Source organism: Nocardiopsis sp. KDC1DS13DA1, from assembly GCF_055632325.1.
The window spans coordinates 98308-118347 of sequence record NZ_JBVMUY010000016.1 but is presented as its reverse complement, the minus strand read 5'-3'; the positions used below and the strand labels follow the sequence as shown (position 1 = coordinate 118347).

Below are 20040 nucleotides of genomic sequence, written 5' to 3'. Positions count from 1 at the left end.
GTAGGGGTCGGGTTGTGCACCCATGTCATGAGGTGTGCCCCGGTACCCTTGTATTTCACGTGAGGGGAGTATCCCTGTCGCGGCGGAGCCGTCATCACGGAGCACAGTGTCGTGTTCCCGGTTCCGTCGGTTCGCGCCGGCGTCGGGCGAGCGGGAGAGACCTCCGGTAGTTCGACGTGCGCGCAGTGCTCCCGCGCGCACCGACCGGAGGAGTTTCCGACCGTGAGCGTTCCCCTGTGGGTATGGGCCGTCACCATCCTGGGCATGGTCGCCGTCCTGGCGATCGACCTGGCCATCGTCGACCACCCCTGGAGCAAGAAGAGCGGGCCCAAGGAGTTCGGGGTCCGCCAGGCCGCCTGGTGGGCGGCCTTCTACGTGGGTGTGGCCATCCTGTTCGGCTTCGGCCTGATGTACTTCGGCGGTTCGACCGCGGGCGCCGAGTACTTCGCCGGGTTCATCACCGAGAAGAGCCTGAGCGTCGACAACCTCTTCGTGTTCTACCTCCTCATGGGCGCCTTCGCGGTGCCCAGGAAGTACCAGCACGAGGTCCTGCTCATCGGCATCGTCATCGCGCTCGTCATGCGCGGCTTCTTCATCATCCTCGGCGCGCAGGTGATCAACGCCTGGAGCGAGGTCTTCTACCTCTTCGGCGCCTTCCTCATCTACACCGGTTACAAGATCGTCCGGGACCACCTGAAGGCCGACGAGGAGGAGAAGGACTTCACCCAGAACCCGGCGGTGCGCCTGGTCAAGCGGTTCTGGCCGGTCACCGACGACTACCACGGCGCGCACATGACCGTGAAGCTCGACGGCAAGCGGCACGTGACCCCGATGCTGCTGGTCATCGTCGCCATCGGTGTCGTCGACCTGGTCTTCGCCGTCGACTCCATCCCGGCCATCTTCGGCCTCACCCAGGACGCCTACATCGTCTTCACCGCCAACGCCTTCGCGCTGCTGGGGCTGCGCCAGCTGTACTTCCTGCTGGCCGGTCTCATGGACAAGCTCGTCTACATCAGCTGGGGCCTGTCCGCGATCATGGTCTTCATCGGCGTGAAGATGATCCTGCACGCGCTGCACGAGAACGGTGTGCACGCTCCGGAGATCGGTATCGGCGCCTCGTTGACCGTGATCATCGGCCTCATGGCGGTCACCATCGTCGCCAGCCTGGTCAAGTCCCGCGTCGACGCGCGCCGGCACTCCGCCGTCGAGGCGGCGGCGGAGGGGGACACCACGGCCGACCGTTCCTGAGCCCGGCCGGGGAGGGCGGCGCCGTCTGCCCCTCCCGGGGGAGTCGGACACGACCGGTTCTCGAAAACAACCGAATTCGAACGCCTGTTCGTCTATAGTGGTGGTGTCCGACGCTGAGCCGTTCGGGCACCACCACTTCCTCGAGGTGGAAGAAACCGCCACCGGTGGTCGTTAGTCTTGTCGGACGGGAGGGACCGCGGGCCCCGCGTCCTCCTCCCCACCCCCTTTCGAGCCCGGTTCCCGGGCCGGGGCGGCCGATTGACCGTTCACCGGACCGCGAAGTCCACACACGGGTCAGCCGACGTCGCGCGACGAGGTCCACGTCCTGTGCGCCCAAGCCGAAGGATGTCTCACTCGATGGTCGAACAACTGGTAGTCCGGGGAGCACGCGAGCACAACCTCAAGGACGTCTCGCTCGACCTGCCACGCGACTCCATGATCGTGTTCACCGGTCTGTCCGGGTCAGGTAAGTCCTCCCTGGCCTTCGACACGATCTTCGCCGAGGGGCAGCGGCGCTACGTCGAGTCCCTGTCGGCCTACGCCCGCCAGTTCCTGGGGCAGATGGACAAACCGGACGTCGACTTCATCGAGGGGCTCTCGCCCGCGGTGTCCATCGACCAGAAGTCCACCAGCCGCAACCCCAGGTCCACCGTCGGCACCATCACCGAGGTGTACGACTACCTGCGTCTGCTGTGGGCGCGCGTGGGCGTGCCGCACTGCCCCGAGTGCCGCCGCGAGATCGCCCGGCAGACCCCGCAGCAGATCGTGGACCGGGTTCTGGAGATGACCGAGGGCACCCGCTTCCAGGTGCTCGCCCCGGTCGTGCGCGGACGCAAGGGCGAGTACGTCGAGCTCTTCAAGGACCTCCAGAGCAAGGGCTTCACGCGTGCCGTCGTCGACGGCGCCGCCGTGCGGCTGGACGAGCCGCCCAAGCTCGGCCGCTACGACAAGCACGACATCGCCGTCGTCGTGGACCGCCTGAGCGTCAAGGCCTCCGCCCGGGGCCGCCTCACCGATTCGGTGGAGACCGCGCTCAAGCTCGCGGGCGGGACCATCGTCCTGGACTTCGTCGACCTGTCCGAGGACGACCCCGAGCGGGAGAAGGTCTTCTCCGAGCACCTGTACTGCCCCTACGACGACCTGTCCTTCGAACAGCTCGAACCGCGCTCGTTCTCCTTCAACGCCCCCTACGGCGCCTGCCCGGACTGCTCGGGCCTGGGCACCCGGATGGAGGTCGACGCCGACCTGCTCGTGCCGGACCCGGAGAAGACCCTGGCCGAGGGGGCGATCTCCCCGTGGACGGGCGGCACCAACTCCGGGTACTGGGACCGCATCCTCACGGCCCTGGGCGAGGCCGTCGGCTTCGACCTGGACACCCCGTGGGAGCGCCTGCCCCGCCGCGTGCGCAAGGCCATCCTGGAGGGCCACGACACCCAGGTCCACGTGACCTACCGCAACCGGTACGGGCGCAGCCGCTCCTACTACACCGAGTTCGAGGGCGTCATCCCCTGGGTCAAGCGGCGCCACTCCGAGACCGAGAGCGACTGGGGCCGTGAGCGGCTCGAGGGCTACATGCGCACGGTCCCCTGCCCCACCTGTGAGGGAACCCGCCTCAAGCCGGTGGTGCTGGCCGTGACGGTCGGCGGGAGGTCCATCGCCGAGGTCGCGCAGATGTCGCTGAGCCAGAGCGCCGCCTTCCTCGCCGACCTCAGGCTGTCGGACCGGGACATGGTCATCGCCGCCCAGGTGCTCAAGGAGATCAACGCCCGCCTGGGCTTCCTGCTGGACGTCGGTCTGGACTACCTCTCCCTGGCCCGCTCGGCCGGGTCGCTCTCCGGCGGTGAGGCCCAGCGCATCCGCCTGGCCACCCAGATCGGATCGGGCCTGGTCGGCGTGCTCTACGTCCTGGACGAGCCGTCCATCGGCCTGCACCAGCGTGACAACGCGCGGCTGCTGGAGACCCTGCAGCGGCTGCGCGACATCGGCAACACGCTGATCGTCGTCGAGCACGACGAGGACACCATCCGCGCCGCCGACTGGGTCGTGGACATCGGCCCGGGCGCGGGCGAGCACGGCGGCCACGTCGTGGTGTCGGGCATCGTGGACGAGCTGCTCACCGCCTCGGACTCGATGACCGGCGACTACCTGGCCGGGCGCCGCGCCATCGCGCTGCCCGAGTCGCGCCGCCCCCTCGGCAGGGGGCACGAGCTCGTCGTGCGCGGGGCGCGTGAGAACAACCTCGACGGGATCGACGTCACCTTCCCCCTGGGTGTGTTCACCGCGGTCACGGGTGTGTCCGGGTCGGGCAAGTCCACGCTGGTCAACGAGATCCTGTACAAGGCCCTGGCCAAGGAGCTCAACGGAGCGCGCGATGTCCCCGGGCGCCACCTGCGGGTCAACGGCACCGGCAAGGTCGACAAGGTCGTCCACGTCGACCAGAGCCCGATCGGCCGTACCCCGCGCTCCAACCCGGCCACCTACTCCGGGGTCTTCGACCACATCCGCAAGCTCTTCGCGCAGACGACCGACGCCAAGACGCGCGGCTACCAGCCGGGCCGGTTCTCCTTCAACGTCAAGGGCGGCCGGTGCGAGGCGTGCTCGGGTGACGGCACGCTCAAGATCGAGATGCAGTTCCTGCCCGACGTCTACGTGCCGTGCGAGGTGTGCCACGGTGCCCGGTACAACCGGGAGACCCTCCAGGTGCGGTACAAGGGCAAGAACATCTCCGAGGTGCTCGACATGCCCATCGCCGAGGCCCTGGAGTTCTTCGAGCCGATCAACGCCATCCGCCGGCACCTGCAGACCCTCACCGACGTGGGGCTGGGGTACGTGCGTCTGGGCCAGCCCGCCACGACCCTGTCCGGCGGTGAGGCCCAGCGGGTCAAGCTCGCCGCCGAGCTCCAGCGGCGCTCCACCGGCCGGACGGTGTACGTTCTGGACGAGCCCACCACGGGCCTGCACTTCGAGGACATCCGTAAGCTGCTGGGGGTGCTCAACCGGTTGACCGACACCGGTAACACGGTGATCGTCATCGAGCACAACCTCGACGTCATCAAGACCGCGGACCACGTCATCGACATGGGCCCCGAGGGCGGCTCCGGCGGCGGCCGGGTGGTGGCCCAGGGCACCCCCGAGGAGGTCGCCGCGGTCGCCGAGTCCTACACCGGTCAGTTCCTGGCCAAGATGCTCTGAACACCGGCGAACCGCCCAGGAGGTCGGACACCGTATGAACCAGCCACCCCCGGACCCCCACTGGAGAGCGCCCCGGGAGGGGTACCCGTACCGGGGAGTCCCGGGAGGCCCGGGGCACCAGGCCTCCGGGCCCTCGGACCCGGGGGAGCGACGGTACCCGCTGGCGTCCTGGTGGTCGCGGGTTCTGGCCCGCGCCGTCGACATGGTGGCGGTGGCGCTGCCCGCCCTGCTGGTGGCCCTGGTCCTTGCCCTGGTCTGGTTGGGGGTGCTCAACCTCCTGGGCGGGTCCGGCAGCGGTCCGCGGAGCTACGGGTACTTCCTGGTCGTCACGTTCTTCGTGCTCTACACCGGCTACGAGACCCTGGCGGTGGCCCGTTGGCAGCAGACCCTCGGCAAGCGGTTGGCGGGGGTCAAGGTGGCGCCGGCGGCCGCTGCGGGCCGCCTCGGCCCGGTGCCCCTCGCGGCCCTGACCGTCCGGGCCGCCCTGTTCGGTCTGCCCGTCCTGCTGTTCGCCCTGCCCGGGGCGCTGTGGTGGACGGCGGTCATGCCCCTGGCCCTCCTCACCGGGGGGATGGCCGCCTGGGACCGGCCCAACCAGCAGGGGATCCACGACAAGATCGCCGGAACCGTGGTGCTCGACGTGAGCTGACCCCCGCCCGGCGGGTGTCGGAGGGCGTGGGGCCACCCCTGGTCGGGACCGCCCCCAGCACCTACTACAGTTTGTAGTGTTGAACGTAGCGGTGCAGATGAGGAGCGTTCGGTCGTGTCCGGTCAGAGAACGTGCGGGTGCGGGATGAGCAGGCGCCGCCTGCTCGGGACGGCGGGGGCGGCCGCGGCCGTCACGGCCGGTGCCGCGGCCTGCGGTGAGCCGCCCAAGCCGCAGGACGTGCGGCGCGGCCATGTGGTCGGACAGACCACGGACGTCCCGGTGGGCGGTGGCGCGGTCTTCAGTGACAGCAAGCTCGTCGTCACCCAGCCCGAGGAGGGCGACTACCGCGCCTTCAGCGCGGCGTGCACGCACGGCGGCTGCACGGTCCAGGAGGTCACCGAGGTCATCGGCTGCCTGTGCCACGGAAGCCAGTTCGACCTGGTCACCGGGGAGGCGGTCGTGGGCCCGGCCACCGAGCCGCTGGAGCCGTTCACCGTCACCGTCGAGGGCACCGACATCATCCTCGACTAGGGCCCGTTCCTGGCGACGGTCACCGGCGGGGGTTGTCGTTCGGGTGCCCGGACACGGTCCGCAGCCAAGCCAAGGACCCAGAGAACACAGCCCGGGGCGCGCGACGAGCGGTGCCCGGCAGCGCCGCGGGGCCCGGAACACGGACGTGTTCCGGGCCCCGCGGCGCTCGGATCAGCTCTCCTCGGCCTCTTTGTGCTCCACCAGGGCCCTCTCGGCCCTGCGGGCGCTCCCCGGACGGCGGAAGGCCGAGGTGGGGAACCGGGCCGCGTAGTCGGCGTCGTCCCCGCCGGTGACGAACTCGGTGCGCTTTCGGGGCAGGGACTCGGGGTAGTGCTCGACCAGCCAGGCGGCCAGGTGCTCGCGGATCTCGCACGCGATGTTCCACTGGTCGCCGGTGTCGGCGGCGGTGGCGACCACCCGGACCACCACCAGGCCGTCGTCGAGGATGTCCACGACCTGGCAGGACCAGCTGCGGCCGTCCCAGTGCTTGCTGGCGGTGATGAGGCGGCCCGCCTCCTCGCGCAGGGCCTCGACCGGGACCTCCCAGTCCAGCGGCAGCATCACCTTCGCCATGATCTGCGTGCCCTGCTTCGTCCAGTTCTCGAAGACCATGGTGGTGAAGTTGGCGACCGGAACCACCAGGCGGCGCTCGTCCCAGATCTTCACCGTGACGTTGACCAGGGTCAGTTCCTCCACCCGGCCCCACTCGCCCTCGATGACGACGACGTCGCCGATGCGCAGGGAGTCGCTGAAGGCCAGCTGGAGGCCGGCGAACAGGTTGGCCAGGGTGGACTGGGCGGCCACACCGGCGACGATACCGATGATGCCCGCGGAGGCCAGCAGACCGGCGCCGAGCGCGCGCACCTCGTCGAAGGTGAACAGGATCGCGGAGATCGCCAGGACCACGATGATCGAGGTGACCACCCGGCGCAGCAGCCGCACCTGGGTCTGGATGCGCCGGGCGCGGCGGTCGGCGTCGCCGTTGGAGTTCGACAGGCGGGCCAGGATCATGTCCGTCGCGGCGTAGGCCAGACTTATTCCCAGACCGGTCAGCGACGCGATCATGAGGATGACCATCGCGTGCTCGATGGTCCGGTACGTGCTCCATCCGACGTCGCTGGGTGTCGGCAGCGCCAGGTTGGCGCCCACGACCGCGGCGGCGGCGTAGGCGGTGAAGGCCGAGCGCGCCACCAGGAATCGGGCGTGCGGCCAGATCCGGCCCAGCTGGTGGTTGAGCAGCCAGTGGACCACGAAGACCAGCAGCAGGGCGATCGCGACGGCGACACCGATCGCGATCCATTGGCCAGCTGACACGGTGGAGGCCCCCTCATCGTCCAGGTTGGGAAGTTCGTCGATACCCGCCCAACCTAGAGCATCCTGATATCCACTCGTGACGTTTGACCGGTGTGACGTGGGCGGCGCGAGTGGCCGGATGTCCTTCGTACCGACCAGAATGGGGGTATGGCTGCGACTCCTCACCTGCGCCCCGCCCCCGGATCGATCCCGCGCGACCCCGGTGTCTACCGGTTCCGTGACGCCTCGGGGCAGGTCATCTACGTCGGCAAGGCCAAGAACCTGCGCTCGCGCCTGTCCTCGTACTTCCGTGACTTCGCCGGGCTGCACCCGCGCACCCAGCAGATGGTCTCCACCGCGGCCGACGTCGACTGGACGGTCGTGGGCACCGAGGTGGAGGCACTCCAGCTGGAGTACTCCTGGATCAAGCAGTACGACCCCCGCTTCAACGTCAAGTACCGCGACGACAAGAGCTACCCCTACCTCGCGGTCACCCTGAACGAGGAGATCCCCCGCGTCCAGGTGATGCGGGGCGCCAAGCGGAAGGGCGTGCGCTACTTCGGTCCCTACTCCCACGCCTGGGCCATCCGGGAGACCGTCGACCTGCTGCTCCGGGTCTTTCCGGTGCGGACCTGCTCGGCGGGGGTCTTCCGGGGCGCGCGCAACAGCGGCCGCCCCTGCCTGCTCGGCTACATCGGCAAGTGCGTGGCCCCGTGCGTGGGCAGGGCCACCCCCGAGGAGCACCGGGCGCTGGTGGACGACCTCTGCTCCTTCCTGGCCGGGGACACCGGGCGGTTCATCCGCGAACTGGAGGCGCGGATGGGCGAGGCGGCCCAGGAGATGGAGTACGAGCGCGCCGCCCGCATCCGCGACGACATCGAGGCCCTGCGCGCCGCCCTGGAGAAGCAGGCCGTGGTGCTGCCCGACTCCACCGACTGCGACGTCATCGCGATGGCCGACGACCAGTTGGAGGCGGCCGTGCAGATCTTCCACGTGCGCGGCGGACGGATCCGGGGGCGCCGGGGGTACGTGGTCGACAAGGTCACCGACGCCGGTCCCGCCGAACTGATGGAGACGTTCCTCGGCCAGCTCTACGGCGACGCCGGGGAGGCCGCGGACGGCGAGGCCGAGACGGCGGGCCCGGTCCCGCGCGAGGTCCTGGTCTCCGACGCTCCCGTGGACGCCTCCGCCGTCGCCTCCTGGCTCGCGGAGCGCCGGGGCTCGGCCGTCACCGTGCGCGTGCCCCGGCGCGGTGACAAGAAGGACCTCATGGAGACCGTGGCCAAGAACGCCCGCGAGGCGCTGGCCCGCCACAAGACCCACCGCGCCGGCGACCTGAGCACCCGCAGCCGGGCCCTCAACGAGATCCAGGAGGCCCTGGACCTGCCCGAGGCGCCGCTGCGGATCGAGTGCTACGACATCTCCAACCTCCAGGGCGAGCACGTGGTGGCGTCCATGGTGGTGTTCGAGGACGGTCTGGCCCGCAAGTCCGAATACCGCCGGTTCGGTATCCGCGGATCCGGGGCGGGCGGTGCCGAACAGCACGACGTCGCCGCCATGTACGAGGTGATCAGGCGCAGGTTCACCCGCTACCTTGAGGAGAGCGCCCGCGCCGGTGAGGTCGCCCGGATGGGGGAGACCGGTGACCCCGGTGACCGCTCCGCCGGGGACGTGCCCGCTCCCGGCAGGTTCGCCTACCCCCCTAACCTGGTGGTGGTCGACGGGGCCCGACCGCAGGCCGAGGCGGCGCGTCGGGCGTTGGACGAACTCGGGATCGAGGACGTCGCCGTGTGCGGTCTGGCCAAGCGCCTGGAGGAGGTGTGGCTGCCCGACGACGAGGACCCGGTGATCCTGCCCCGCACGAGCGAGGGCCTGTACATGCTCCAGCGGGTGCGCGACGAGGCGCACCGCTTCGCCATCGCCTACCACCGCCAGCGGCGCGCCAAGGCGCTCACGGGCAGCAGACTGGACGACCTGCCGGGCCTGGGCCCGACCCGCAGGTCGGCGCTGATCAAGGAGTTCGGGTCGGTCAGGCGCCTGGCCTCGGCCACGGCGGAGGAGATCGCGGCGGTCCCGGGCATCGGCCCCAAACTGGCCGAGGCCGTCCACGCCCACCTGTCCGGCGGGACCGCCGGTCCGGGCCGCAACGACGACGGGGCACCAGCACAGCAAGGCACCGACGGGGGAGGAGACACATGACGGTCGAACTGGGTGGCGAGCTGCCACCGGAGGTGGTCATCGTCACCGGTATGTCCGGGGCGGGACGGAGTACGGCGGCCAGGGCGCTGGAGGACCTGGGCTGGTTCGTGGTGGACAACCTGCCCCCCGGGCTGCTGCCGACCATGATCGAACTGGCCGGCCGCACCCACGGCGCGGTTCCCCGGGTCGCGGTGGTCGTGGACGTGCGGTCGCTGGCCTTCACCGAGGACCTGCTGTCCACCGTCGAGGAGCTGCGCAAGCGCGACATGACCGCGCGCGTGCTGTTCCTGGAGGCGGGCGACGACGCCCTGGTCCGCCGCTTCGAGGGGGTGCGCCGCCGCCACCCCCTCCAGGGCGACGGCCTGCTGACCGACGGCATCACCCGTGAGCGTGAGACCCTGCGGGCGATCCGGGGGGAGGCCGATCTGGTCATCGACACCTCCCAGCTCAACGTGCACCAGCTCAAGGCGCGCGTGCTCGGGTTCTTCGGTGAGGACGGCGAGGGCCGCGTCCGGGCCAACGTGGTCTCGTTCGGCTTCAAGCACGGTCTGCCGGTCGACGCCGACCTGGTCCTGGACTGCCGTTTCCTGCCCAATCCGCACTGGGTGCCCGACCTGCGGCCGATGAACGGCCGGGACGCGCCGGTGCGTGACTACGTCCTGTCCCAGGACGGGGCCAAGGAGATGCTGGAGGCCTACGCCGAGGTGCTCAAGCTGACCATCGAGGGCTACCAGCGCGAGGGCAAGCACTACATGACCCTCGCGGTCGGCTGCACGGGCGGTAAGCACCGCAGTGTCGCCATGGCCGAGCAGTTCGGCGACCGGCTCCGCGCCCAGGGCGTCGACGTGCACGTCGTCCACCGGGACGTGGGCCGAGAGTGATCCTCGGGCGTCGTCCCGCCCCCGTGCGCGCAGTGGGCGGAATCGCCAAGTGCGGTGTCTTCGCTTAGATTGGCCCGGTCACCGCCGGTACCGGTCTCCCGACCGGTACCCGGCGGTCCTGGGCGCGGATCGACCGCCTGTCCGCCGTACCCGGCGGAGCGGTCGCGGACGCCAGCCGTACACGGGACGAGGGGCAGGCCACAGCCATCATGTCGAACAGCACGGTGCCGTACGGTGACGGGAGCCGCCCACCCCGGGTGGTCGCCCTGGGCGGCGGGCACGGCCTGCACGCGTCCCTCTCGGCGCTGCGCCGGGTGACCACCGACGTCACCGCGATCGTCACCGTCGCCGACGACGGCGGGTCCAGCGGTCGGCTCCGCCGCGAGCTGGGTGTGCTGCCCCCCGGGGACCTGCGGATGGCGCTGGCCGCGCTGTGCGGTGACGACGAGTGGGGGCACACCTGGAGCCAGGTGATCCAGCACCGGTTCCGCTCCGAGGGTGAACTGCACGGTCACGCCGTCGGGAACCTGCTCATCGTCGCCCTGTGGGAGCTGCTGGGGGACTCGGTGGCGGGCCTGGACTGGGTGGGTCAGCTGTTGGGTGCGCACGGTCGCGTGCTGCCGATGTCGTCGGTGCCGCTGGACATCGCGGCCGAGGTCGCCGGGATCGACCCCGACCGGCCCGAGGCGCTGACGACGGTGCGCGGTCAGGTGGCCTGTGCGAGCACCGACGGCCGGGTGCGGTCGATCTCCCTGATCCCGGAGTCCCCGCCCGCCAGCCCTCAGGCGGTCAAGGCGGTGCGCGAGGCCGACTGGGTGGTCTTCGGCCCCGGGTCGTGGTTCACGAGTGTCCTGCCGCACCTGCTGGTCCCCGACCTGGCACACGCCCTGGTCACCACCCGTGCGCGGCGCGTGGTGGCGCTCAACCTGTCGCCGCAGCGGGGCGAGACCGACGGTTTCCGGCCCGAGACCTACCTGGAGGTCCTGCACGAGCACGCCCCCAAACTCGGGGTGGACGTGGTGCTGGCCGACCGGGGCACGGTGGAGGAGATCGAGCCGCTGGAGAGGGTGGTGCGGGGGCTCGGCGGCCGTCTGGAGCTGGACGACCTGGGCCGTGACGACGGTTCGCCCCGCCATGACCCCGAGCACCTGGCGACGGCCTTCGAACGGATCCTCGCCGACTGAACGCGTGAGCGGGGCGCGGTCGGGGAAGATCCGCGGCATGGCTGGTCACGGTGTCCACGTGGAGCGGGTGTACGACGTGGTGCGCGCGCGTGAGGGTCCGGGGCGGACGCGGCCGCCCCGGGGTCGGCTCTTCCTCGTGGACCGGTTGTGGCCGCGCGGTGTGTCCCGGGCCTCCCTGGAGGGCGTCGAGTGGTTGCGTGAGGCGGCGCCCAGCTCCGAGCTCAGATCGTGGTTCGGCCACGATCCCGAGCGGTTCCCCGGTTTCGCCGAACGCTACCGCGCCGAGCTGGAGGCCCGTCCGGAGGCGCTGGCGCCGGTGCTGGCGGCGGCGCGGCGCGGTCCGGTCACCCTCCTGTACGCGGCCCGGGACACGGCGCACAACCACGCGCTCGTCCTGCGCGACCATCTGGAGGAGCGGTTGTCGGAGGAGGCCGGGGGCGGTTGACCGCGTACCGGCACCAAACGCGGCGGGTCCGTGACCGGGGTGTGGGGCGGCTCGCCTCCGGGGCGGGCACGGCCTGCCGGGGGCCGAGGGCACCCGCACCCGCTCCCGCGCCGCGCGCGGGACCCGGCGCCCCCGGGCCCGTCCGGTGCCGAGGTCCCAGGACCCGGGTGTCCGCGGGACGTTCGGGCGGTCTGGGCCGGGAATCCCCATATATTTCGTGATGGGAAGTGGACTCGCCGGTGAATCCCCTCCCCTCGGGGCGGGGAGCGGTCAAGTAGTCTGCCTCGAAGGAAACCGAGCGTGGCGGGGCCGCGTCGGTGCACACCGGTGCCCGGTGCGCGTCACCGGGACGGGCCAGTAGTTCGAGGGGGAGGATCGCGGCGATGGCGATGACCGGCGTGGTGAAGGATGAGTTGAGCCGTCTGGCCATTCTCAAGCCATGCTGCCGCAAGGCGGAGGTGTCCACCATCCTGCGGTTCACCGGGGGGCTGCACCTGGTGGGAGGGCGGATCGTGATCGAGGCCGAACTCGACACGGGTGCCGCGGCGCGTCGTCTGCGCAAGGACATCTCCGAGGTCTTCGGGCACGAGTCCGAGGTGGTCGTTCTGTCCCCGAGCGGTCTGCGCAAGGGCAACCGGTACGTGGTCCGGGTGATCAAGGACGGTGAGTCCCTGGCACGCCAGACCGGGCTGGTGGACAACAACGGCCGTCCGGTGCGCGGATTGCCCCGGCACGTGGTCGCCGGCGGGGCCTGCGACGCCGAGTCGGCCTGGCGGGGCGCGTTCATCGCGCACGGGTCGCTGACCGAACCGGGGCGGTCGATGTCGCTGGAGGTGACCTGCCCCGGGCCGGAGGCGGCACTGGCGCTGGTGGGGGCGGCGCGCCGGCTCAAGGTGCACGCCAAGGCGCGCGAGGTGCGCGGTGTGGACCGCGTCGTGGTGCGCGACGGTGACTCCATCGGTGCCCTGCTGACGCTGCTGGGCGCCCACCAGAGCGTGTTGGCCTGGGAGGAGCGCCGGATGCGTCGTGAGGTGCGGGCCACCGCCAACCGGCTCGCCAACTTCGACGACGCCAACCTGCGCCGCAGCGCCCGTGCGGCGGTGGCGGCGGGTGCCCGTGTGGAGCGGGCCCTGGAGATCCTGGGGGAGGACGCCCCCGAGCACCTGGTGGCCGCGGGGAAGCTGCGCCTGGCGCACAAGCAGGCGTCCCTGGAGGAGTTGGGCCAGCTGTCGGCTCCGCCGCTGACCAAGGACGCCATCGCCGGGCGTATCCGCAGGCTGCTCGCCATGGCCGACAAGCGGGCCAGCGATCTGGGCATCGAGGGGACCGAGGCGAACCTCACTCCGGACATGCTCGTCCCGTGAGCGGCCGGCGCGGTGTGACGACGGTGTGAACGCGAGTTCGTCCGCGGCCTGCCGGATGTTCGGCTTTGTTAACTGCGGAAACCCTCGGATAACTTCCAACAATGGTATAGACCTCTTCGTCGGTCGGTGTCAGTATGGTCGCGAATCCACGAGGGCTGCCGGGGCGGCGAACCAAGGGCCCGTCGCTGTGGGCCGTCGGCGCTCCGCTAGGCTCTCTGACAACACCTGGCGCGTGTTAACCCTGTTCAATGCGGTTGCTCCGGGCCTCCAACCGGGGCGGACGCCGTGGGTGAGGACGAATGCCCGGGTGGAAATGATGTGCGACATATGAGGAGATTGGTTCCGTGACCATCCGTGTAGGCGTCAACGGCTTCGGTCGGATCGGCCGCAATTTCTGGCGCGCGGTCGCCGCTGGCGGCAGCGACATCGAAATCGTCGCGGTCAACGACCTCACCGACGTCAAGACGCTCGCGCACCTGCTCAAGTACGACACGGTGCTCGGCACCCTCGACGGTGACATCGAGGTCGGCGAGGACGTCATCCGCGTCGGCGACAAGACCATCAAGGTCCTGGCCGAGCGCGACCCGGCCCAGCTGCCCTGGTCCGACCTGAACGTGGACGTGGTCATCGAGTCCACCGGCCGCTTCACCAAGGCCGAGGACGCCAGCAAGCACATCAGCGCCGGCGCCAAGAAGGTCATCATCTCCGCCCCGGCCAAGGGCGAGGACATCACCGTCGTCATGGGCGTCAACGACGACAAGTACGACGCCGCCCAGCACAACGTCATCTCCAACGCCTCGTGCACCACCAACTGCGTGGCGCCGATGGCCAAGGTGCTCATGGACGCCTTCGGCATCCAGCAGGGCCTGATGACCACGGTGCACGCCTACACCAACGACCAGGTCATCCTGGACTTCCCGCACTCGGACCTGCGTCGCGCCCGCGCCGCCGCGCAGAACATCATCCCGACCACGACCGGTGCCGCCAAGGCCACCGCCCTGGTCATCCCCGAGCTGCAGGGCAAGCTGGACGGCATGGCCATGCGCGTCCCCGTGCCGGACGGCTCCGTGACCGACCTGGTCGTCACTCTGGACCGCGAGGTCACCAAGGACGAGGTCAACGCCGCGTTCAAGGCCGCCGCCGAGGGTCCGCTCAAGGACGTCCTGGTCTACACCGAGGACCCGATCGTCTCCTCCGACATCGTCGGCACCTCGCCCTCCTGCACCTTCGACTCCAGCCTGACCATGGCGTTCGGCAACCAGGTCAAGGTCGTCGGCTGGTACGACAACGAGTGGGGCTACTCCAACCGCCTGGTCGACCTGGCCAAGCTGGTCGGTTCCAACCTGTAACCACCGGGCACGGGGCTCGCGCCCTCGCCCCGCGGCACCCCTTCGCCACCGCGAGGGGGTGCCGCTGCCTGAGCACCCACCCGATCCCCGCCCGGTGCGACGCCCGGGCTGACCCGACCACCGAGGAGACCAGCATGCGGACGATCGACGACCTCGACGTCTCCGGCAAGCGCGTGTTCGTCCGGGCCGATCTCAACGTGCCCCTGGACGGCGAGCGGATCACCGACGACGGCCGTATCCGGGCGGCCCTGCCCACCATCGAGAAGCTGCGCGAGCGCGGCGCGCGCGTCATCGTCGCCGCACACCTGGGCCGCCCCAAGGGCGCCCCGGACCCGCGCTTCTCCCTCCGCCCCGTCGCCGTCCGGCTCGGTGAGCTGCTCGGTACGGAGGTGGCCTTCGCCGCCGACACCGCCGGTGACTCGGCCCGGGCCACCTGCGCGGCGCTGGCCGACGGCCAGGTCGCCCTGCTGGAGAACGTGCGCTTCGAGCCCGGCGAGACCAGCAAGGACGACGCCGAGCGCGGGGAGCTCGCGGACCGCTTCGCCCAGCTGGCGGACCTGTACGTCGGCGACGCCTTCGGCGCCGTGCACCGCAGGCACGCCAGCGTCTTCGACCTGCCCGGCAAGCTTCCGCACGCCGTCGGCGGCCTCGTGCTGACCGAGGTGGAGGTCCTGCGCAAGCTGACCGCCGACCCGGCGCGCCCCTACGCCGTGGCGCTCGGCGGCTCCAAGGTCTCCGACAAGCTCGGCGTCATCGACAACCTCCTCGGTACCGCCGACCGCCTGCTCATCGGCGGCGGCATGGTGTTCACCTTCCTCAAGGCCAAGGGCTACGAGGTGGGCTCCAGCCTGCTGGAGGCCGACCAGCTCGACACCGTGCGCGGATACCTGGAGCGCGCCGAGCGCGAGGGCGTGGAGATCGTCCTTCCGGTGGACGTCGTGGCCGCGGAGAAGTTCGCCGCCGACGCCCCCCACGCGGCGGTGGACGTGGACGCGATCCCGGCCGACCGGATGGGTCTGGACATCGGTCCCAGGAGCCAGGCGCTGTTCGCGCAGAAGATCGCCGACACCCGCACGGTGTTCTGGAACGGCCCCATGGGCGTGTTCGAGATGGAGCCGTACGCGGGCGGCACCCGCGCGCTGGCCCAGGCGCTGATCGACTCCGACGCCTTCACCGTGGTCGGCGGCGGCGACTCGGCCGCTGCGGTGCGCGCGCTGGGCTTCGAGGAGTCGGCCTTCGGACACATCTCCACCGGCGGCGGTGCCAGCCTGGAGTACCTGGAGGGCAAGGACCTGCCCGGTATCGACGCCCTCGCCTGAGCGTCCTCCTCCGGTGGCCCCCGGTACGGGCCCGTGCCCCGGGGGTTGCCGTTCGGGAGTCGGCAGGGGGCCGCACGACGAGTCGAGCCCCGGGCGAGGACGAGGACGGAGCACCCCTGCCCCTCCGGGCGCCCGAACACGGTCCGAAGCCAAGCGGAGGACCAGAACAAGCACAGCCTAGACGGGAAGTGACGACATGTCCCAGCGCCTGCCGCTCATCGCGGGCAACTGGAAGATGAACAACAACCACCTGGAGGCCATCGCCCTCGTCCAGAAGCTGGCCTTCGCCCTGAAGGACAAGGACTACGACAGGGTCGAGGTCGTGGTCCTGCCGCCGTTCACCGACCTGCGCAGCGTGCAGACGCTCGTGGACGGGGACAAGCTGCGGATCGGCTTCGGCGCCCAGGACATCTCCGCCCACGACAAGGGCGCCTACACTGGGGAGGTGTCCGGCGCGATGCTCGCCAAGCTGGAGTGCTCCTACGTGCTGGTCGGCCACTCCGAGCGCCGTGAGTACCACCACGAGGACGACGCCCTGGTCAACACCAAGGTCAAGGCCGCCTTCAAGAACGACATCGTCCCGCTGCTCTGTGTGGGCGAGGGCCTGGAGGTCCGCAGGGAGGGCCGTCAGGTCGAGCACGTCCTGGCCCAGTTGGACGGTGCGCTCAAGGAGGTCACCGCGGAGCAGGCCGCCAGGATCGTGGTGGCCTACGAGCCGGTGTGGGCGATCGGTACCGGGGAGGTGGCCACCCCCGAGGACGCCCAGGAGGTGTGCGCGGCCATCCGCGTGCGCCTGGCCGAGCTGTACTCCCAGGAGGTCGCGGACGCGGTGCGCGTGCTCTACGGCGGCTCCGTCAAGGGCGACAACGCCCCGGGCATCATGGCCCAGACCGACGTGGACGGCGCCCTGGTCGGCGGTGCCTGCCTGAAGGCCGACGAGTTCGTCAAGGTGATTCGTTACGGCGACCAGTAGGCGCCGGACGTCTCGCGTCCACCCCGTCCACCGTGTCGTTTCGTCCAGGTTCGGTGGACGGGGTGTCCGACGGGGGCTCCCGTCGGGCTAGACTTCGCTGAGGGGATCTGCGTGTATCGCGCAAGTCCCCACCCGTGCCGCCGGCGGCACGGTAAAATCCGAAATCGTCCCGGTCTCCTCCTTCCATGATCCGACCGGTCGGCCAGGTGCCGCGGCGCCGTCGCCGGTACGGGTGGGAAACGGGGGCCGTGGTGTCCATCCCCCCGCTTCGGGGTCGAGCTACGGGTGAGCGTGTGACTCTCGGTCTGTCCATCTTCGTGATGGTTCTCAGTGTGCTGCTGATCTTCCTGGTGCTGCTGCACAAGGGTAAGGGCGGCGGTCTGTCCGACATGTTCGGCGGCGGGGTCACGTCCTCGCTCGGCGGTTCGTCGGTGGTCGAACGCAACCTCGACCGCATGACGGTGGCCGTCGGCATCGTGTGGATCCTTTCCGTCGTCGTCCTCGGCATCCTGTACGGCCGGGCCTAACAGGCGCCCCAGAGGCTTCCCCCGTCCACAGTCACGCTCGCCTGAGTCACCGGTGAGCGCGTTCGCCGAAGGAGTTTTTCGTGGGTAGTGGCAGTGCCATCCGTGGCAGCCGAGTCGGAGCCGGCCCGATGGGCGAGGCGGAGCGCGGCGAGGCAGCCCCGCGGGTCCGGGTTCCGTTCTACTGTGCGAACCTGCACGAGGTCGTGCCCAGCTTCGCGAGCGAGGCAGCCGTCCCCGACGAGTGGGACTGCCCACGCTGCGGTTTCCCCGCGGGCAAGGACAAGGCCAACCCGCCCTCGCCGCCGCGCACCGAGCCCTACAAGACCCACCTGGCCTACGTCAAGGAGCGGCGTAGCGAGGAGGAGGGCAAGCTCATCCTCGACGAGGCGCTCGCCAAGCTGCGTGCCGACCGCGCCGCGGTCGAGGCCCACATGAGGGCCTCCCAGAACTAGGCCGTTCCCGCTCCGGTCCCCGTTCTCGTCGGGCGTCCGGACGGTGGTCCCGTGAGGTCACCCCAGCCGTGACCCTGCCCGAGGGGCCCGTCGCCGTCGCGACGGGCCCCTCGCGGTGTTCGGAGGCGGGCGCGTCTGTGTCGGAGGCGGCGGCTGCGGTGGCGCGGAATGACGTGGTGATCACCCTTCGTGCCGACGTTTCCATCGTGGAATGGCATCGTCCAGCGTGGATGTGAAGGATGGTTGGACTTTCTCATTCCCGGGACTCGTGTGGTTACTGGGAATTACAGTGATCGCCACGCATCCCCAACAGCCCCTCCTGAGGAGATGGTGTCGATGTCAGCATGTCCGACCGGCGGCGAGCACGACTGGATTCTCGGTGACGACCGCAAGTTCCAGTGCGCCAAGTGCGGAGCTCAGAGCGCGCGCAGGTTCTGAGATCCCGGTCCGGGCTGCACCGTGCCCCGTGCGGCCAGCTCCCCACGGTCCAGGGCACGCCAGGTCACCGGTTCGCCCAGGGTCTCGGCCACCCCCTTGGCCCAGCGCTCCAACGGTGCGAACTGGTCGGGCCCCTCCCGCAGGACGGTCCGTCCCTGGTAGGCCACGCCGTCCAGGCAGATGACCTGTCCGTTGGCCCGCAGTTCGGTGTCGTACTCGCGTGCGTTGCGTCTCATGGGGCGAACCCTAGTCCGGGTGTCGCGCCGCCGCCCGGGCTTCGCGTGGATTCCGGTCCGCGTGCGCCCGTGGCGTGTGCGGTCCCGGCGCACCGGGTACCCCGGAGAGTTGGGAGAATGGGGGTCATGGCTTCCCCCGAACCTCCCGACGCCTCCGCACCGGCCCAGGGTGTGCCCTCGGACCTGACCCAGCCGCCCCCAGGGGTGTCGCACCTGCGGCGCTACGTCAGCCTGCGCGGCCCCAACGCCCGGATGTGGATGGCGGTGGCGTACTTCTCCGCGGCCCTGACGCTGGGCTTCCTCGTCGTGGTCGGCTCGCTCGTCTGGACCCTGGTGTCGGGGGACCCGCCGATCGGTGCGGTGGTGCTGTGGGGTACGGCCGCCGTGGTGATGGCCTTCGTCGGCCCCGGCAGCAACGTCGTCGTCGTGCGCGGGCTGCCGCAGCGCATCACCCGCCAGGGCATCAGCGCCGACAGCGACGGGGTGACCGTCCTCCAGGAGCGCCGGTGGTGGTTCCCCGGGGAGGGGACGTTCATCGCCTGGCCGGAGATCCGGCGGATCCGCGAGGTGCACGTCGGGGGCCGCAGGCTGACCTATTTCATCGAGTTCGTCCTCGACACCCACCGCACCGACCCCGAGCTGCCCAGCTGGGCGGAGACCGCCGAGAGCCTGGGGCTGGAGGAGGCCGACGCGCCCACGCAGTTCTACGTCCAGGTCCCCGAGGACGTCAAGGAGCGGATCCTGCGCATGGTCGAGCGCACGGCGCCGCTGCCCTCGGTCGTGCTGCGCAGCGAACCGCTACGGTGAGGCGCGCCGCCCGTCCAGCCTCCGGGTCAGGTCGGCGGCCGCGTCGCGCACCCGCGCGGCGAGCGCCTGGGGGGTGACCGGGCGGGCGCTGGGCACGGTCAGGCTGATCGCGGCCGCGGGCCGGCCGTTGTGGTCGGTGGCCGCCGCCGCCACGGACACGAAACCCTCGGTGACCTGGCCGTCCTCGATGGACCACCCCTGCCTGAGCTCCTCGGCCAGGACGCGGCGCAGTTCGGACGGTGTGGCGGGGCCGCGTCCCGTGCGGTCGGTGAAGGCCGCCGCGTCGGGGTACAGGGCGCGCACCTGGGCGCGGGGGAGCAGGGCGAGCATGGCCCGGCCCGAGGCGGTCAGGTGCGCGGGCAGGCGCACCCCGACCCCGGTGATGAGCGTGGGCGCGTGCGGGGGCTGCTCCTTGAGCAGGTACAGGGTGTCGGCGCCGTGCAGGATGCCCAGGTGGGCGGTGGCTCCCGTGGCCTCGGTCAGCTGGTGCAGCAGCGGCCGGGTCAGCCGTTCGAGCCCGTCGTGGCGCAGGTAGGCCGAGCCGATCTCGAACGCGGCCACGCCCAGTCCCCAGCGGCGCTCCTCGGGCAGGTGGGTCACGAAGCCCTCCTCCGCCATGGCCTCCAGCAGCTGGTAGACGCTGGAGCGGGGCAGGTCGAGCTCGGCGGCGGCGGTCGAGGCCGACACGGGGCCGGGCCGCGAGGCCAGGTAGCGCAGCAGCCGCAGGGCGCGGGTGGCCGCCGGTACGAGACTCATGCCCCGATTGTCCCACCGTCCCGTCATTCTCCTGGTGCGGTCGCTGGGACGACGGCGACGGAGCGCACGCGAACCAGACCGGTCGGCTCCGGCCCACGACAGGTTCGTCCCATGGGTGCCATTCGGATCGCGGGCGTTGCGGGCGAGGTCGGAGACATGCTCACCGCTGAGACCCGACGGGCGGGGCGGTCGCGCGA

General features: G+C 70.7%; 18 protein-coding genes. 15 read left to right on the top strand and 3 right to left on the bottom strand.

What is annotated here, in order from left to right:
- Positions 1–222: 222 nt before the first annotated feature.
- The 4 genes from ACTVAJ_RS11755 (at position 223) to ACTVAJ_RS11740 (ending at position 5620) form a co-directional block, all read left to right on the top strand.
- Complete coding sequence (locus ACTVAJ_RS11755) at positions 223–1248, top strand: TerC family protein (protein ID WP_470388152.1); 1026 nt, start codon at positions 223–225, stop codon at positions 1246–1248.
- 357 nt (positions 1249–1605) lie between these two features.
- Positions 1606–4440 carry an excinuclease ABC subunit UvrA gene (uvrA, locus tag ACTVAJ_RS11750; RefSeq protein ID WP_470388151.1) on the top strand — a complete coding sequence of 945 codons (2835 nt, stop codon included), beginning with the start codon at positions 1606–1608 and terminating at the stop codon, positions 4438–4440.
- Positions 4441–4474: 34 nt separating this feature from the next.
- On the top strand, positions 4475–5089 hold the full coding sequence (locus ACTVAJ_RS11745; RefSeq protein WP_470388150.1) for an RDD family protein: 615 nt from the start codon (positions 4475–4477) through the stop codon (positions 5087–5089).
- Between the two features lie 144 nt (positions 5090–5233).
- Positions 5234–5620 carry a Rieske (2Fe-2S) protein gene (locus ACTVAJ_RS11740; RefSeq protein WP_470388174.1) on the top strand — a complete coding sequence of 129 codons (387 nt, stop codon included), beginning with the start codon at positions 5234–5236 and terminating at the stop codon, positions 5618–5620.
- A 171-nt stretch (positions 5621–5791) separates the two neighbouring features.
- On the opposite strand, the gene ACTVAJ_RS11735 is transcribed toward ACTVAJ_RS11740, so the two are convergent.
- Positions 5792–6934: a mechanosensitive ion channel family protein gene (locus tag ACTVAJ_RS11735; RefSeq protein WP_470388149.1), complete on the bottom strand. Its 1143-nt coding sequence runs from the start codon at positions 6932–6934 to the stop codon at positions 5792–5794.
- A 147-nt stretch (positions 6935–7081) separates the two neighbouring features.
- Here ACTVAJ_RS11735 and uvrC point away from each other — a divergent pair, with 147 nt between their 5' ends.
- The 10 genes from uvrC (at position 7082) to ACTVAJ_RS11685 (ending at position 17606) form a co-directional block, all read left to right on the top strand.
- Entirely contained in the window at positions 7082–9112 is a 2031-nt protein-coding gene (uvrC, locus tag ACTVAJ_RS11730) for an excinuclease ABC subunit UvrC (RefSeq protein ID WP_470388148.1), read from the top strand.
- A complete protein-coding gene (gene rapZ / locus ACTVAJ_RS11725) occupies positions 9109–9993 on the top strand; it encodes an RNase adapter RapZ (protein ID WP_470388147.1) in 885 nt (294 codons plus the stop codon). Before uvrC ends, rapZ begins: the two co-directional genes overlap by 4 nt.
- A 209-nt stretch (positions 9994–10202) precedes the next feature.
- Positions 10203–11177, top strand: a complete 975-nt coding sequence (locus ACTVAJ_RS11720) for a gluconeogenesis factor YvcK family protein (RefSeq protein ID WP_470388146.1) — start codon at positions 10203–10205, stop codon at positions 11175–11177.
- A 37-nt stretch (positions 11178–11214) separates the two neighbouring features.
- On the top strand, positions 11215–11622 hold the full coding sequence (locus ACTVAJ_RS11715) for a DUF488 domain-containing protein (protein ID WP_470388145.1): 408 nt from the start codon (positions 11215–11217) through the stop codon (positions 11620–11622).
- A gap of 383 nt (positions 11623–12005) precedes the next feature.
- Positions 12006–12986, top strand: a complete 981-nt coding sequence (gene whiA / locus ACTVAJ_RS11710) for a DNA-binding protein WhiA (RefSeq protein ID WP_470388144.1) — start codon at positions 12006–12008, stop codon at positions 12984–12986.
- Between the two features lie 344 nt (positions 12987–13330).
- Complete coding sequence (gene gap, locus ACTVAJ_RS11705) at positions 13331–14335, top strand: type I glyceraldehyde-3-phosphate dehydrogenase (protein ID WP_470388143.1); 1005 nt, start codon at positions 13331–13333, stop codon at positions 14333–14335.
- Between the two features lie 134 nt (positions 14336–14469).
- On the top strand, positions 14470–15654 hold the full coding sequence (locus ACTVAJ_RS11700; protein WP_470388142.1) for a phosphoglycerate kinase: 1185 nt from the start codon (positions 14470–14472) through the stop codon (positions 15652–15654).
- Between the two features lie 196 nt (positions 15655–15850).
- Positions 15851–16627 (top strand): triose-phosphate isomerase, encoded by a 777-nt coding sequence (tpiA, locus tag ACTVAJ_RS11695; RefSeq protein ID WP_470388141.1) that lies wholly within the window; start codon positions 15851–15853, stop codon positions 16625–16627.
- Between the two features lie 293 nt (positions 16628–16920).
- Positions 16921–17154, top strand: a complete 234-nt coding sequence (gene secG / locus ACTVAJ_RS11690) for a preprotein translocase subunit SecG (RefSeq protein ID WP_075924865.1) — start codon at positions 16921–16923, stop codon at positions 17152–17154.
- Positions 17155–17234: 80 nt separating this feature from the next.
- Positions 17235–17606, top strand: coding sequence for an RNA polymerase-binding protein RbpA (locus tag ACTVAJ_RS11685; RefSeq protein ID WP_357764081.1), 372 nt, complete (start codon positions 17235–17237; stop codon positions 17604–17606).
- A gap of 416 nt (positions 17607–18022) precedes the next feature.
- Here the strand turns inward: ACTVAJ_RS11685 and ACTVAJ_RS11680 are convergent, their stop codons facing one another.
- A complete protein-coding gene (locus ACTVAJ_RS11680; RefSeq protein WP_470388140.1) occupies positions 18023–18280 on the bottom strand; it encodes a hypothetical protein in 258 nt (85 codons plus the stop codon).
- Between the two features lie 126 nt (positions 18281–18406).
- Between ACTVAJ_RS11680 and ACTVAJ_RS11675 the strand changes: the two genes are divergently transcribed.
- Positions 18407–19087, top strand: coding sequence for a hypothetical protein (locus tag ACTVAJ_RS11675; RefSeq protein ID WP_470388139.1), 681 nt, complete (start codon positions 18407–18409; stop codon positions 19085–19087).
- On the opposite strand, the gene ACTVAJ_RS11670 is transcribed toward ACTVAJ_RS11675, so the two are convergent.
- Entirely contained in the window at positions 19079–19843 is a 765-nt protein-coding gene (locus ACTVAJ_RS11670; protein ID WP_470388138.1) for an IclR family transcriptional regulator, read from the bottom strand. The genes ACTVAJ_RS11675 and ACTVAJ_RS11670 overlap by 9 nt on opposite strands.
- Between the last annotated feature and the right edge of the window lie 197 nt (positions 19844–20040).

What these genes read in the sequence shown, in the direction of transcription:
- ACTVAJ_RS11715 (WP_470388145.1), top strand. Translation starts at nt 11,215, where the DNA reads ATGGCTGGTCACGGTGTCCACGTGGAGCGGGTGTACGACGTGGTGCGC.
- uvrC (WP_470388148.1), top strand. Translation starts at nt 7,082, where the DNA reads ATGGCTGCGACTCCTCACCTGCGCCCCGCCCCCGGATCGATCCCGCGC.
- ACTVAJ_RS11700 (WP_470388142.1), top strand. Translation starts at nt 14,470, where the DNA reads ATGCGGACGATCGACGACCTCGACGTCTCCGGCAAGCGCGTGTTCGTC.
- rapZ (WP_470388147.1), top strand. Translation starts at nt 9,109, where the DNA reads ATGACGGTCGAACTGGGTGGCGAGCTGCCACCGGAGGTGGTCATCGTC.
- uvrA (WP_470388151.1), top strand. Translation starts at nt 1,606, where the DNA reads ATGGTCGAACAACTGGTAGTCCGGGGAGCACGCGAGCACAACCTCAAG.
- ACTVAJ_RS11745 (WP_470388150.1), top strand. Translation starts at nt 4,475, where the DNA reads ATGAACCAGCCACCCCCGGACCCCCACTGGAGAGCGCCCCGGGAGGGG.
- ACTVAJ_RS11675 (WP_470388139.1), top strand. Translation starts at nt 18,407, where the DNA reads ATGGCTTCCCCCGAACCTCCCGACGCCTCCGCACCGGCCCAGGGTGTG.
- ACTVAJ_RS11740 (WP_470388174.1), top strand. Translation starts at nt 5,234, where the DNA reads ATGAGCAGGCGCCGCCTGCTCGGGACGGCGGGGGCGGCCGCGGCCGTC.
- tpiA (WP_470388141.1), top strand. Translation starts at nt 15,851, where the DNA reads ATGTCCCAGCGCCTGCCGCTCATCGCGGGCAACTGGAAGATGAACAAC.
- ACTVAJ_RS11720 (WP_470388146.1), top strand. Translation starts at nt 10,203, where the DNA reads ATGTCGAACAGCACGGTGCCGTACGGTGACGGGAGCCGCCCACCCCGG.
- ACTVAJ_RS11670 (WP_470388138.1), bottom strand. Translation starts at nt 19,843, where the DNA reads ATGAGTCTCGTACCGGCGGCCACCCGCGCCCTGCGGCTGCTGCGCTAC.
- whiA (WP_470388144.1), top strand. Translation starts at nt 12,006, where the DNA reads ATGGCGATGACCGGCGTGGTGAAGGATGAGTTGAGCCGTCTGGCCATT.
- ACTVAJ_RS11680 (WP_470388140.1), bottom strand. Translation starts at nt 18,280, where the DNA reads ATGAGACGCAACGCACGCGAGTACGACACCGAACTGCGGGCCAACGGA.